Origin of the sequence: Marinobacter sp. MIT930201, assembly GCF_047122665.1 — a bacterium.
GTDB lineage: Bacteria > Pseudomonadota > Gammaproteobacteria > Pseudomonadales > Oleiphilaceae > Marinobacter > Marinobacter salarius.
Genome location: NZ_CP138916.1, coordinates 2,151,884 through 2,165,490, shown reverse-complemented (window position 1 = coordinate 2,165,490; position 13,607 = coordinate 2,151,884). Strand labels below are relative to the sequence as shown.

Below are 13,607 nucleotides of genomic sequence, written 5' to 3'. Positions count from 1 at the left end.
GATTTACCGGAGATTTCATGGACCGTTCGATTCGCCTGACGCTGATCCTGCTGCTGTTGGTTGTCGTGCTGATCTTCGGGCTGGTGGTTGGACGGCAGGTGTTGCTGGTCGGAAATGACCAGCCTTCACCCCCGCCGGAACTCAGCAGTATCAACGCCTACGTGTACGAAAACAGTCGTAAACTTGCAGAGTTCGAGCTGCTTAACGAACAGGGCGAAACGGTCACCCGGGACAGCCTGAAGGGCAAATGGACGTTTGCTTTCGTTGGTTATACCAATTGCCCGGACATCTGCCCCGCTGCCATGGCGACCCTGCGCAAAACCGACAAAATGCTACCGGAGGAGCTACCGCAGCCGGAGTTCCTGTTGATTTCCGCCGACCCGGAACACGATACGCCCCAGAGACTGAAAGACTATGTGGGCTTTTTCGGCGACGACTTTCACGGCCTGACTGGCGACATTGAGACACTAAGAGAGCTCGCCAGAAGCATGAACGCGGTTTTCTCCCAACGTCAGGTGGATGGCGAACGGCTGGTGGAACACAGCGGGCATTTCACGCTGATCAACCCGGACGGCGAAATGACCGCCGTGCTTCAGCCTCCCCACAAGCCGGAAGACCTGGTTGAGGCCTATCGTGAGATCTACGAGTGGGCCCGGGAAAATCATCCGCGAGCGTCCCAGTCATGACCCTGCGCTCCTCGCTTTGACTCGGCTGACTTCCTGCTCCCACTGACTTAGACTGCCTACCGGCTTTCCCCAGGGGTTCTGTGATGCCAAATTCCCACCCTTCCTGCACACCGCCGCGGGATCTTTATCTGGTCGTGGTAGCGGGTGCCATCCTGTTGCTGGTCACCCATGGCCTGGGCCGTTTCATCTACACGCCGCTATTGCCGTATCTGGTGGACGATGGCCAGATCACTGCCGGGCAGGGTGCTGCGGTGGCCACCTGGAACTACCTTGGCTACCTCCTTGGCGCCTTGCTGGCCATCCGCTGGCACACCATCAGCCACATTCGCATGCTGCTGCCAGCGTCCCTCGCGGTTCACCTGTTGACCACCCTTGCGATGACACAGACTGACCACCTTGGGGCCATGTCCACCGCCCGCCTGTTTAACGGCATCGCCAACGGCGTTGTCTTTGTCCAGGCTCCGGCGTTGATCCTGGAATGGCTGGTGCTGCGCAACCGCGCCACTCTGAGTGGGCATCTCTACATTGGTGTAGGCCTGGGCCTTTTGGTATCAAGTGGCCTGGTCAGCTCCAGCGCCCACTGGCTTGAGGGAACTGAACGCTGGTGGCCTGCCGTCGTGCTTTCCATCCCCCTGGCCTGGTGGGCCACGGCGCGGTTACTCCGACTGGACGTACCGGTGAGGGCGCAAAGCGACGGCGAAACCCCGCCGGGAAAATCGCCCCTGTTTGACCGGGCAAGTGTGCCCCTGTTTCTCTCCTACGCCGGGGCTGGTCTCGGTTACATACTGCCGATGACGTTCTTGCCATTGCTGGCCAAGGACCAGTTACCGGCCGACCACTGGCTGCTGGATGGCGCCTGGTTCCTGGCGGCTGTGGCGACGATCCTGTCACCCTCGATATGGAACTATCTTGGTGCAAAAATCGGCGATCTCCCTGCATTGCGCATGAATTTCGTGGTACAGCTTGCCGGCGTCCTGGCAGCAGTGATCTTGCCTGGTGCCTTGGGCCTGGCGGTTTGTGCCGCCCTGGTGGGCAGCACGTTCGTGGGTACGGTGATGCTCACCCAACGCATCGGCCGGGCCCTGCATCCGCACCAGGGGCCGCGACTGTCAGCGGCAATGGTGTCGGTCTACGGCTTCACCCAGATGGCCGGCCCGTGGCTCACCAAGCAATGGCTGGAAGCCGGTGGTACCCTGACCACGGCCTTTGGCATCGGGGTGGTGGCGTTGGCTCTTGGAGCGGTGTTTGCGTTTTTTGTGCCTTTGCCTGGGGGGGGCTGGCAGGACTGATCGTTAGGGGGCATGAGCGGGGTGGTGGAATTATTTTCCTTGGGAATGGAACTCGCTTCGCTCAGACACCCATTCCTGGCGGAAAATAATTCCACCACCCCACTCTTATGTAACGCACAGTTATCGCGTCTGAGGAGGTATGAGCATCGCTGTTTCGTACAAACCGGAGCAGGCCCATAGTACGCTTTTGAGAAATCGACGAGTTACCTAAGGGTGTGGGTGTGTTTTATCTTTCAATAAAGAAAATGGTGTCCGAGCGAAGCGAGTTCATTTTCATTTGAAAGATAAAACACACCCACGCCCCTCCCCCAACCCAACCAGTCCTGAACACAGCCAAAAACAAATGCTCCCAATCAACAACATCATCCCGGACCTCCTGAACACCCTGGAGTCCCAAACAACCATCCTGCTACAGGCACCACCGGGCGCCGGCAAAACCACCAGGGTGCCACTGGCTCTGATGGATGCTCCCTGGCGTGAGGGTCGCAAGATCCTGATGTTGGAGCCGAGACGTTTGGCAGCCCGGTCGGCGGCAAGGTACATGGCCGGGCAGATGGGAGAGAAGCCGGGCCAGGCGGTGGGTTACCGCACGCGGCTGGATACGCGGGTGACGTCGGCGACGGTGATCGAAGTGGTCACCGAAGGCATTCTCACGCGGTTGATCCAGAATGATCCGGCGCTGGAAGACTACGCCGTTGTGATTTTCGATGAGTTTCACGAACGGTCATTGCAGGCTGATCTTGGGCTGGCGTTGGTGCGGGAAGCCCGCCAGGCCTTGAGGGAGGACCTGCGGATCATCGTCATGTCCGCCACGTTGGATACCGCACCCATCGCCCGGTTGCTGGGTGATGTGCCGGTGCTGAGTAGTGACGGCCGGGCGTTCCCTGTGGAGGTGGCGTATCGCCCCATTCCGCGTAATGGCCGGATCGAGCAACAGGTGGTGTCCGTTATTCATGAGGCACTGGCGGATCAGAGTGGGTCGTTGCTGGTGTTTCTTCCCGGTGCGGGCGAGATTCGTCGGGTTGAGCGTCAGCTTCAGAACCAGACAGGCAACGATGTGATCGTGGCACCGTTGTACGGCAACCTGAAAAGCGAGGAGCAGGACCGGGCCATCGCGCCGGCGCCCGAAGGTTACCGCAAAGTGGTTCTGGCCACGGCTATTGCCGAATCCAGTCTCACCATTGAAGGCGTACGCGTCGTCATCGACAGCGGTCAACAACGCCGGGCGGTGTTTGATGCCAACAGCGGTATGACACGGCTGGTGACGGGCTGGGTGTCAAAAGCGTCTGCGGAGCAGCGCAAGGGACGGGCCGGGCGTATTGAGCCTGGCGCCTGTTACCGGCTGTGGAGCGAGTCCGCCCAGTTTGGTCTGGCCGAGTTCACCCCGCCGGAAATACAGGAAGCGGACCTGGCACCCCTGGTGCTGGAACTGGCGCAATGGGGCGCGCGGTCGCCGGATCAGCTGGACTGGATTGACCCGCCCCCTGCTGCGCACTGGCAGCAGGCTGTGGCGTTGTTGCAGTGGCTGGATATGCTGGATGCCGACAGCGCCATTACCGAACATGGCAAGGCGGCGCGGGACATGGGCGTTCATCCACGGCTGGCGCACATGATTCTACGCGGACGGGACATTGGCCATGGCTATCTCGCGGCCGAGTTGGCGGCGCTGCTGGAAGAACGGGATCTGGCGGGCCGATCAGCCGGGGCGGATATGCAGGAGCGGGTCAGGATGCTGCGGGGTTCTGGCCCGCGACAGGGTGTGGATACCGCCAGGGTGATATCGATCACCAAGTCGGTGTCCCGCCTGGCGGCAGGGCTTGAACGACCACAGGCGATGCCCTCCGAGGATGAGGTAGGACGCGTGCTCGCACAGGCCTACCCGGACCGGATTGCCCGTAAACGGCGGGGCGAGGAACCGCGATACCAGCTCAGCAACGGCCGCGGCGCAGCCCTTCGCAGCGACGACCGGCTGGCTCGCTATGAGTGGCTGGTTGCAGCTGAACTGGACGGCAAGGCCAGGGAGGCCACGATTTATCTTGCTGCACCGGTTACCCCAGCGGTGCTGGAACAGGACCTGTCCGGCCACATTGAAGAATACGAGGAGGCGGTCTGGGACGAGCGACGCGGAACCGTGGTGGCCCGTCGCGTCCGAAAACTGGGGCAGTTGGAGCTGGAGGAAACAGCCTTGCCGGCCCCGTCACCGGAACTGGTGCAGCAGGGGCTGCTCGCCGCCGTGCGCAAGAAGGGCCTTGGGAGCCTGCCATGGACGCCGGCGGCGGAGCAGTGGCTTGCCCGGGTCACCCTGCTGGCAGAGTACTTTCCCGGAGAATGGCCAACGGTCAGCGAGCGCTGGCTGACAGATAACCTGGAAACCTGGCTTGGTCCGTTCCTGGCAGGGATGACCCACTGGCGTGACCTGGACAAGCTCAACCTGATCCAGGCTCTTGCCAGCCTGCTGGAGTATCCGCAACAACAGGCACTGGAAGACCTGGCGCCCACCCGCCTGACGATCCCAACCGGCCAGTCCGTGGCGCTGGATTACACCGTAGAAAATGGCCCGGTACTGGCGGCCAAGCTCCAGGCCCTGTTCGGCTGGACCAAAACTCCTACGGTTGCCGGAGGCCAAGTGCCGGTGGTGATCCACCTGCTGTCCCCAGCCCAGCGCCCTCTGGCCGTCACGGCCGACCTGGCAAGCTTCTGGCAGAACGCCTACCCGGAGGTCCGCAAGGACATGCGCGGTCGGTATCCCAAGCACCCCTGGCCGGAAGATCCCCTGACGGCAGATGCGAGTCAGGGGACTAAGAAGCGTCCTGTTCGTTGATTCTTTACCTTTGGCTTTGGGTAGGACTGAGGCCTTTGTGGGGATCGGGGAGGTGGGGGTATTTTTCCTTGGGAATGGAACTCGCTGCGCTCAGACACCCATTCCCGGCGGAAAAATACCCCCACCTCCCCGCTCTATTGGCAAAGGGTGATGTCGTTACGGAAAGCGAGGGTCTGGCGGTGTTTTGATTTCGAGCTCTCCGACAAACCCAGGAAAAATCAGGGTAAATCGTCGCGACAACTGTTGTTAACTAAGGGTATGGGGGTGTTTTATTTTTCAATAAAGAAAATGGTGTCTGAGCGAAGCGAGTTCATTTTCATTTGAAAAATAAAACACCCCCATGCCCCTCCCCTAAACCCCCAGTCCAACCCAAAGCCAAAGCAAAGAATAAACATTGCACCCAAACCAAACCTGTATAAAATGCGACCAACCCAACCACGCACCCAACCCAAATGAAACTGGTCTCCTTCGACATATTCCGCACCCTCGGCTTCCCGAATACCAAAACCCTAAAGCCCGAACAATTCCTGGCCCACAAAGAACTGCTTAAAGATGCAGACTGGGTACTGTTCCCGGAATACTGGCAGCTGAATGCCCTCGTACACGGGCTGAAATGCCGCGTTTTCCCCAGTGTCGCCAGCTATCGCATCGGCCACGACAAGGTGGAAATGACCCGGGCTTTCCAGACGGTCGCACCTGAGCATACCCCTTGGACTCTGATTAAAGCCAACGGCCCGGAGGAACGGCAGGCGGTGTGGGATGCCATGGTCGTGCCCTTTGTAGCCAAGCTGCCCAAGGCCAGCATGGGCGAAGGCGTGTGGTTGATTGAAAACAAAGCCGACTGGCAGCGTTATTGCGAGCGGACCCATGTTCTTTATGCCCAGGAATACCTGCCGATTGATCGGGATGTGCGGGTAGTGATTGTCGGGGACAACGTGGTATCCGCCTACTGGCGAACCCAGGCGGACCAGGGGTTCTACAATAACGTGTCGCAGGGTGGGCGCATCGACCGGGGGCCAGTGCCTTCCGTGGTAACCGATCTGGCACTGCGCCTTGCGCGGGAGCTGGAGGTGGATCACGCGGGGTTTGATATTGCCCTGGTGGAGGGGTATCCCTATGTGCTTGAGTTCAATCGGCTATTCGGCAATCAGGGACTCGGTCAGGGTAGTGATCTGAAAACTGCGATTCTGGATTACCTGCAGCGCCAGGACGAGCCCGAAGACCCGAACGGCCCCACCGGGCCGGCGCCGTTGTGGCCAGTCGCAGTGTGAGCTGAAGGCAAACGGGCCAGACGGTGGTTATGGGTAGATATGCTCATATCACGCCCCCGGAAAAGAACCGATGATCGCGCGATTGACGGGTACCGGATCGGTACCTATGTTGTTTGAACGACCCGTTTGCCCTTTGGAGGGAAACCCTATCCATGACCGAATCCACCAACGCCATCATCACTGACTACTACGACGCCGAGACCTTTGCCCGTATCAAGGCATTTGCCGATACCAAGGACACGCCCTGCGTCGTGATTGATACCGCGACCATCAACCGCCAGTACGATGAACTGGTGGAAGGCTTTCCCTATGCCAACGTCTACTATGCGGTGAAGGCCAACCCTGCCCCGCAGGTTCTGACGATGTTGCGGGACAAGGGCGCCAGCTTTGATATCGCGTCGGTGTACGAACTCGACAAGGTCATGGGCCTGGGTGTGACGGGCGACCGCATCAGTTACGGCAACACCATCAAGAAGGCCAAGAATATCCGCACCTTCTACGAGCGAGGTGTTCGCCTGTACGCGACGGATTCGGAAGCGGACCTGCGCAACATCGCCAAGGCGGCTCCGGGCTCGAAAGTGTATGTTCGCATCCTGACCGAAGGCACCCTGACCGCTGACTGGCCGCTGTCCCGCAAGTTCGGCTGCCAGACCGACATGGCCATGGACTTGCTGATCCTGGCCCGCGATCTGGGCCTGGTGCCTTACGGCGTCTCTTTTCACGTGGGTTCCCAGCAACGGGAAATCGGCGCGTGGGACGCCGCCCTGGGCAAGGTGAAGGTGATTTTCGAGCGTCTGAAGGAAGAAGACGGCATCGAACTGAAGATGATCAACATGGGCGGCGGCTTCCCGGCCAACTACATCACCCGTACGAATGACCTGAAAACCTACGCGGAAGAGATCAAGCGTTTCCTGGATGAGGATTTTGGCGATGATTTGCCGGAGATTATTATCGAACCGGGCCGCTCGCTGATTTCCAACGCAGGTGTTCTGGTAAGTGAAGTGGTGCTGATTTCACGTAAATCGCGTACTGCCCTACACCGTTGGGTATTCACCGATGTTGGTAAATTCGGTGGCTTGATCGAAACGCTTGATGAATCCATCAAGTTCCCGATCTATACAGAGAAATCCGGCGAAGGCGAGGACTGTGTAATTGCAGGCCCAACCTGCGACAGCGCCGACATCATGTACGAGCACCACAAGTACCCGCTGCCGCTGAATCTGGCCATTGGCGACCGCATGTACTGGCTGTCCACCGGTGCCTACACCACGACGTACAGTGCCATAGAGTTTAACGGTTTCCCCCCGTTAAAGGACTATTACATCTAAGCCAGCGGTAAGGACGTGGGGTGGGGGTATATTTTCCGCCAGAAATGGGTGTCTGAGCGAAGCGAGTTCCATTTCCAAGGAAAAAATACCCCCACCCCGCGGCCCGGCAAAGCATAGATCAATGGCACCAGACAGAGGGTCAACTTTCGGGTTGGCCCTTTTGTCGTTTCAGGTCCAGGGTAAAAGTCAGGGGAAGAACCAGAGCGCAATAGGCGATGATAAAGATAATGGCGTATCGGGCGTCGTTGCCCCAATCGGCCAGTAACCCGCCGATCATGGGAACAGAAAACGCCACTGTGTAACCAACCAGAAAGTTTCCTGCTGAGAGTCGCCCCGTTTCTCTTGATTCCACCAGTACAGGGGGTAAAGCCACCAGCAGGATCAGCAGAATGCCGGCCGTGAAGCTCATAAACGTTGCGCTGGCTATTGACCACCAGCCAGTGAAGACGACCGTTCCCACTGTGCCCAGGATGCTGCAGGTTGCCATCACCATGATGGGGCCTTTGAGGCCTACCCAATATCTCGCCATTTTCAGCATGACCAGGGAGGCGATCACCTGGGCGAAGTTATACCAGAACAAGGCGTCCGCCAGCATGTCGAAGTTGCCTTGTTGCTCCAGGATATTGCCCATGTAGGCGTTAAGGCCGAAGAACAGGGAGCCTGACAGGCCCAGCAGCAGGCCAATTCGCAGAGTCAGTGGGTTTTTCCAGTCGGGTAGCCAGGCCGGTTTTTTCACCGGCCGTGCCATTTCCCGGCGGGGAAGGAACAGAGCGGCAGCGACCAGCAACGCGGGCAGTGACCAGGCCAGCAGGGTGGCGCGCCAGCTGTCGTCCATCAGTGGCATCAGTACCGGGAGGGTGATGCCGGCGCCGATGAACTCGCCCATCAGCATGCCGTTCATGTAGATAGCGGAGCCGATGGCCAGATGTTTGGGTTCGAGCCAGCGTGGCAGGAGTGCCGGCAGGGAGGGCTGCATCATGGCCACACCCAGGCCCATGACGGCACTCGCCAGCATAAGCGTGATGGTATCGGGTGACAGCCCGCGACCGGCGGAACCGATGACCATGATCACCATGGCCAGCGCCAGGGTATTGCGTGGGCCCATCCGTGCGATGGCCAGGGAACCGGGCATGGAACCGACAGCCAGCATCAATATTGGAAGAGTGGTGAGCGCACCGGTCAGAGCCTGGGACAGGCTGAGTTCGTCGCTGATGAACGGCGCCAGGGGAGGTGCAACCAATACCGGTATGCGCAGATAAACACCGGCCAGCCAAAGCAACACCGCCACCGGGAGCAGCTTGGCTGCCGGTGGCGGTGTTGTTGTGCCTGAAACGTCAGCCACTGGGGCCGGGCTTAGTTGTCGCCGGTGTCCGGGAGATAGGCGCCGTCTTCGTCGTGGACTTCACGGCCGGTGACGGGCGGGTTGAAGGCACAGATCAGTCGCATGTCTTCGGTGCCACCACGCAGCGTATGCGGGTCGTTCTTGTCCAGCGCGTAAAGCGTGCCATCGGAAATCTCGTGGGTTTCGCCAGTGGCCTTGTCGTAGATGCTGCCGTTACCGGCGACACAATATACAGCTTCAAGGTGATGCTTGTACCAGAGGTTCAGCTCGGCGCCCGCAGGGATGATGGTCTCGTGGAATGAAAAGCCCATGCCGTCTTTTTTCAGCAGCATGCGGCGGCTGGTCCAGCCCGGCCCTGATACTTCGCGCTCGGAGCCGATGATGTCCTGAACTCGTACAATTTTCATACTTATCCCTCGCTGTGTGATGGAGCAGCCTTACAGTATAAACATCCCCGTCAGGTTCGGTTCAACCGCCAATCGTCGTAGGCGTCCAGCGACTGCTCGATGGCGACTATAAAGGCTATCCTCATTTTGTCATCCAGGGCGCGCTTTTTCCGGCAACGTTCAAAGGCCTGATGGATGGTCCGGCGTTGCCTGCGGTCGAGTTGCTCAAGCCAATGGTCATCGGCAGGTTCAAGATCCAGCAGTTCCCGGCCGGCATGATTTCGGTGGCTGATATGCCACCAGTGATTAACGGCCCTTCCTAATACAACATAGCCGAATTGGCTGTCTTGTACAGGCCCGAAGGTGGCGGTCCTGAGCCCATTTTTCAGTACACCGGTATTGAGCACCGGCAGTGCCAGGCGGTCGCCGTAAAAATAGCTGCCTGCGGCACCGATCAGCCCGCCTACCAGGGCTCCGGCGCCCAGTGAATGGCCAAGGGTCAACGCATCCACCCCGGCCCCGCTCACGGCACCGGCCCCGAAGCCTGCGGTGGCCAGGTAGCGGCGGTTTACTCCCCAGGCTTTGTGGCTGTCTTCGCTGAACAGGTCGTGTTCACTGTGCCATTCCAGTTCCGCTTCCTGTCGTTGTACACGGTGATGCTCGTAGAGCTTCTCAATGGCAATTCGAAGGTGCTGTTCCCGTTTTCTCTGGTTGTCATACCAGCTTTTGCGCAACTGTGCGGCCAGGTCGTGATCGGAGATTTCGCTGGTCTGGAGTGTGGTCAGTGTCCGTTTTTCGCGGAAGGACATCATGTCTTCCAGGCTGCGGGCGATGAGTGTGGCCGCTTGGGTGCGGCGTTGCCGTCTCTGCGCCGAGAGAAACGCCGTCGCGCTGTCCAGGGGCTGCTCCCAGTCCGGCTCAAGTTGCCCAAAGGCTCGCAACAGGCTGAGGTGTTGCTCGAAGGGCGCGCGAACCGCATCAAAGGTCCGGACAACCTGGAAAAACTGGCCGAGCGCCCTGGCCCAGGTGTCGCTGTAGTCGTCTTCACCAATACTGTTGATCAAGGCGAGGCTCGGCCGGCCGGTCCAGCGCAGGATGGTCATCTCCGCTTCATGCTGGGTGCTGTAGGGAACCGAACCGTCAACCACGTAGATGATGCCCGCGCCTTCAATGAGCGGTTGCAAGAGCTCGCATTCATCGACAAAGCCGTTGTCCTGGCGGTGTTGGACCACAAAGGCCTCGACGGTTTCGGCCCGGTCAGAGGCAGACACGCTGTGGGCTTCAAGCCATTCCAGGACACGCCGGGGGCGTTGGAACCCCGGCGTGTCCACCAGTGTGTACAGTGTCTTGCCATCGACAGCCAACGGATAGGCCTGATGTTTACGGGTGGTTCCAGGCTCCAGCGCGATGGCAATGGCGTCGTTCTGGGACAGCGTGGCCACAATGCTGGATTTGCCCTTGTTGGGGTGGCCGACCACGGCAAACACGGGGGCTTTCATTATTCGTCCTGGTCCTGCAGTGCGCGGTGCATAAGGATATCCGGCGGTGTTGTAATCGGCGTGCTGACCACCATCCTCTCATCCTCCGTACGCTCCGCAAACCGCAGCCACTGGCTGAGTTGATGGTCCGGTGGCGACTGGTCTGGTTGAGCTGCCATCGGTACCAGCGCAATGGTGGTCTGCCTTGGCCATGTTTCGCGGGCCTGTTGTAGAAAATCCGCAAGCTCGCCGGTGGGTGGTTCCCAACTGCGGGTGACGATAATGGCCGCGGGAGTGAGAGCACTGGTCAGTCGTTGGTTTGCCAGTTCGATGATGTGATGGTCGTGCTCGAGCGAGGCGCTACCGCCGGCGGCGAGGGGCTCCTGGTCTCCTGCGATGATGGTTTGCGGCAGCGCTGGCCTGCCGGCTTCCGCCCAGCGAATAATAGCCTGGGCCCTGGGGATAGGCTGCAATTTCGCAGACGTTGTCGTATCCGGTTGGTCGGCGGCGTCATTGTGGCGATTGCCCGTGTCCACGGTGGGTGTCTCCATGCGGTACTGGAGGGCGACCCAGCCATGATGGGCTCGGAGCGCCTTACGCGCGCGCATTTGGGGATGAACGATCGCCACCATCAGCAGAGCGAGCCGGGGCAGGACGACATAGATCATCCAGACCATTGCCACGAACGGCCACCAACTCCCCCAGAGGGCCGGATCGGTCGTTGTGGAAGACTGGCTGCGGAAGAACCGGGTGGCATCCACCAGTTCGCGGTCCGGCATCGCCGCAGGCCACAGATGCTGCCAGGGTGTGGCGATGGCGGATAGCATGCGGTAGTAGCTGTCGGTGCCGGTATTCAGGGTGGTGCTCCAGCCAAAGGCGAGATCCTGGATCACCACCAGTACCAGCAGGGTTATCAGTCCGGCGACACCAAACGCCAGTCCGCCGGTATGGGCGGCACGGGCCATTAACAGTGGTTGCAGTGTTCGCAGGGCGCCCGAGGGGCGTGCGACCGCAAACTTCCTCAGCAGCCAGCGCCAGGGCTGCCAGCCGGCAAAGGCCTGGACAGTGGTAACCACAGCGAGGATGCACTGGAGCAGCACGAAGGCCAGGATCACCGTCAGATTGATTCGCTGGCCACCGTCGTAGAACAGTAGCCCCAGCATGGCCAGCGTTCCGGCAACGAGCCCCGCCAGGGCAAAACCTGTGGTCACCCTTCGCCAGAATTTCAACGGGTCATCGGTCGGTCTACGGCGGGACAGGCGCCTGACATGTTCAAGCCACCGATCCGGACCCGGGCTGACGCCCTGGTTGTGGCAGTCCAGGGCAAAACGGCGATCCCGCCGGTGCAGGAACACCGGGTTCTGGTCGCGGTCGCGCTGAACCTGATTGTCGAACTCCAGTAATCGTCGAATGGCGCTGTCTGGCATCGAGTATCCTGATCGACTGGGCGGTGAGAGCCGCCGCGGAATGCTAGGATAAGGGTCTAGGATGATAAGGGTATCCCATAAACCGGTGTCGGACCTACCATGACCAACCACCTCATGAACCTTCGTCACGTCCCCGACGACGAGGCGGACGAAATACGCGAGCTGTTCGAGACGCACAACGTGTCCTACTACGAGACGCCTCCCAGTCGCTGGGGTATCAGCATGGGTGGATTCTGGGTCCACGACAATGAGGAGGCCCAACGAGCCCGGGAATTGCTGCAAACCTACCAGCAGGAGCGCCTGCAGCGTCAGCGTGACGCTTACGAGGAGGATCTGGCGGCGGGCCGGGTCGGCGGATTCTGGCATCGGCTTCGCCGCAAGCCGGTGACGACCCTGGCGGCTTGCCTGGCCATCGTTGTCATCCTGGCATTAACAATTGCTCCGTTTGTGACTCTTTAGTCACTCCGGCCGCTTTTCCGTGTGCCGGATCAGGAAGTCTGTGGCTTTCTCAACAGCATTGCCGGCCGTCAGGAAACTGGTGATGTGGCCTCGCAGGTGCATCAGGTAAAGCTCACTCTCAACGTGATGCTCCGCAAGGCGTGCCCGAAAATCCCGCGCCTGATCCGCAGGCACCAGCATATCCTGGGCGCCATGGAACAGGAAAAACGGAGGCGTGCCGGCGGTAATGTGGGTGATCGGCGAGGCGGCCTCATAAACACCCGGAATGTCCTGCAGATCACCGCCCAGGAACTGACGGATCAGCTTTCCGGACCCGAAGGTTCGCAGGTCGGCTGGCAAGCCACCGGCAACAACAGCCACCGGCCGCGCGTCCGCGCCTCCGTGTGGTTGGTTCAACGGGTGTTGGCTTTCGGCAATCACGGCCAACAAGCTGACCAGGTGAGCGCCGGAAGAAAAGCCAAATGCACTGATCGCATTCCGGTCCAGGTTGTAGGCTCCCGCCCTGGCATGAAGCCAGTTCATGGCTATCTGAAGATCGTGGAGTTGCGCCGGGAAGGTGTGTTCAGGTGCAAACCGATAATCAATGTTCATCACGGCAAAGCCCCGGCCGGCCAGGTGCTCTGCGATCCATGTCATGTCCTTCCGCGAACGCCGTTCCCAACCACCGCCATGCACCAGGAGTACTGCAGGTGCGGGGTCGGGGCTGTCTGGCAGATAAAGATCCGCCTGGAGCTCCTGAGGCCAGTTGTCCGGGGAATAGGTGATGCCAGTTGTGGTGCGAAAGCCGGTATCGGGTACCGACACCGTTTCCGCTGGCGCGTTCAGGTGTGAGGCGCAGGCAGATAGCAAGGTGCTGGCGGCCAATGCCAGCAGGCGGTTGATGTGCATGGACTCTCCGTTCATCCGGGCGGAAACGAAGACTTATACGTCTCGAATATGACCACGGATGCATTGTGCGGTGCTCAGCGCTGTCCTGAAAACGGGACACTGTCCTGGCTTCAGGACAATGTCGCGAGACGGCCCGTAGAGGGCATTTCCGCCCACCTCCCCCTCTAACCACTGTCCGGAAATCCGGAAATAGTGCTTGAGAATTAGAGCAATTCAAAGAAAAAGCAATGAA

The 13,607-nt window shown here is 59.8% G+C and carries 11 protein-coding genes; 6 read left to right on the top strand and 5 right to left on the bottom strand.

What is annotated here, in order from left to right:
• The first annotated feature begins 17 nt into the window (after positions 1 to 17).
• The 5 genes from SIC19_RS10005 to SIC19_RS09985 all read left to right on the top strand — a co-directional run bounded on the left by SIC19_RS10005 (position 18) and on the right by SIC19_RS09985 (position 7,395).
• Positions 18 to 686 carry an SCO family protein gene (locus SIC19_RS10005; RefSeq protein ID WP_036207792.1) on the top strand — a complete coding sequence of 223 codons (669 nt, stop codon included), beginning with the start codon at positions 18 to 20 and terminating at the stop codon, positions 684 to 686.
• Between the two features lie 83 nt (positions 687 to 769).
• Positions 770 to 1,975: a YbfB/YjiJ family MFS transporter gene (locus SIC19_RS10000; protein WP_278368280.1), complete on the top strand. Its 1,206-nt coding sequence runs from the start codon at positions 770 to 772 to the stop codon at positions 1,973 to 1,975.
• Positions 1,976 to 2,318: 343 nt separating this feature from the next.
• Positions 2,319 to 4,796, top strand: coding sequence for an ATP-dependent helicase HrpB (gene hrpB / locus SIC19_RS09995; RefSeq protein ID WP_127402052.1), 2,478 nt, complete (start codon positions 2,319 to 2,321; stop codon positions 4,794 to 4,796).
• 452 nt (positions 4,797 to 5,248) lie between these two features.
• Positions 5,249 to 6,067 carry an ATP-grasp domain-containing protein gene (locus SIC19_RS09990; RefSeq protein WP_127402053.1) on the top strand — a complete coding sequence of 273 codons (819 nt, stop codon included), beginning with the start codon at positions 5,249 to 5,251 and terminating at the stop codon, positions 6,065 to 6,067.
• Between the two features lie 152 nt (positions 6,068 to 6,219).
• Positions 6,220 to 7,395, top strand: a complete 1,176-nt coding sequence (locus tag SIC19_RS09985) for a type III PLP-dependent enzyme (RefSeq protein WP_127402054.1) — start codon at positions 6,220 to 6,222, stop codon at positions 7,393 to 7,395.
• Positions 7,396 to 7,534: 139 nt separating this feature from the next.
• Here SIC19_RS09985 and SIC19_RS09980 read toward each other — a convergent pair whose 3' ends face one another.
• The 4 genes from SIC19_RS09980 to SIC19_RS09965 are packed head-to-tail and all read right to left on the bottom strand — an operon-like array spanning position 7,535 to position 12,028.
• The gene (locus SIC19_RS09980) at positions 7,535 to 8,737 is read right to left on the bottom strand and encodes a CynX/NimT family MFS transporter (RefSeq protein WP_085678174.1); all 1,203 of its coding nucleotides are present in this window, start codon (positions 8,735 to 8,737) and stop codon (positions 7,535 to 7,537) included.
• Positions 8,738 to 8,748: 11 nt separating this feature from the next.
• Positions 8,749 to 9,144, bottom strand: a complete 396-nt coding sequence (locus SIC19_RS09975) for an ectoine synthase (RefSeq protein ID WP_007155480.1) — start codon at positions 9,142 to 9,144, stop codon at positions 8,749 to 8,751.
• A gap of 50 nt (positions 9,145 to 9,194) precedes the next feature.
• Entirely contained in the window at positions 9,195 to 10,625 is a 1,431-nt protein-coding gene (locus tag SIC19_RS09970) for a GTPase/DUF3482 domain-containing protein (protein ID WP_091642632.1), read from the bottom strand.
• Positions 10,622 to 12,028, bottom strand: a complete 1,407-nt coding sequence (locus SIC19_RS09965; protein ID WP_127402055.1) for a DUF2868 domain-containing protein — start codon at positions 12,026 to 12,028, stop codon at positions 10,622 to 10,624. Before SIC19_RS09965 ends, SIC19_RS09970 begins: the two co-directional genes overlap by 4 nt.
• A gap of 99 nt (positions 12,029 to 12,127) precedes the next feature.
• Here SIC19_RS09965 and SIC19_RS09960 point away from each other — a divergent pair, with 99 nt between their 5' ends.
• Positions 12,128 to 12,487 carry a DUF6164 family protein gene (locus SIC19_RS09960; RefSeq protein ID WP_075196369.1) on the top strand — a complete coding sequence of 120 codons (360 nt, stop codon included), beginning with the start codon at positions 12,128 to 12,130 and terminating at the stop codon, positions 12,485 to 12,487.
• Here SIC19_RS09960 and SIC19_RS09955 read toward each other — a convergent pair whose 3' ends face one another.
• Positions 12,488 to 13,375 carry an alpha/beta hydrolase gene (locus SIC19_RS09955; protein ID WP_081899282.1) on the bottom strand — a complete coding sequence of 296 codons (888 nt, stop codon included), beginning with the start codon at positions 13,373 to 13,375 and terminating at the stop codon, positions 12,488 to 12,490.
• Positions 13,376 to 13,607: the final 232 nt, after the last annotated feature.

Excerpts from the sequence above, each read along its gene's own strand:
- SIC19_RS10005 (WP_036207792.1), top strand. The coding sequence starts at position 18 with ATGGACCGTTCGATTCGCCTGACGCTGATCCTGCTGCTGTTGGTTGTC.
- SIC19_RS10000 (WP_278368280.1), top strand. The coding sequence starts at position 770 with ATGCCAAATTCCCACCCTTCCTGCACACCGCCGCGGGATCTTTATCTG.
- hrpB (WP_127402052.1), top strand. The coding sequence starts at position 2,319 with ATGCTCCCAATCAACAACATCATCCCGGACCTCCTGAACACCCTGGAG.
- SIC19_RS09990 (WP_127402053.1), top strand. The coding sequence starts at position 5,249 with ATGAAACTGGTCTCCTTCGACATATTCCGCACCCTCGGCTTCCCGAAT.
- SIC19_RS09985 (WP_127402054.1), top strand. The coding sequence starts at position 6,220 with ATGACCGAATCCACCAACGCCATCATCACTGACTACTACGACGCCGAG.
- SIC19_RS09975 (WP_007155480.1), bottom strand. The coding sequence starts at position 9,144 with ATGAAAATTGTACGAGTTCAGGACATCATCGGCTCCGAGCGCGAAGTA.
- SIC19_RS09965 (WP_127402055.1), bottom strand. The coding sequence starts at position 12,028 with ATGCCAGACAGCGCCATTCGACGATTACTGGAGTTCGACAATCAGGTT.
- SIC19_RS09960 (WP_075196369.1), top strand. The coding sequence starts at position 12,128 with ATGACCAACCACCTCATGAACCTTCGTCACGTCCCCGACGACGAGGCG.
- SIC19_RS09955 (WP_081899282.1), bottom strand. The coding sequence starts at position 13,375 with ATGCACATCAACCGCCTGCTGGCATTGGCCGCCAGCACCTTGCTATCT.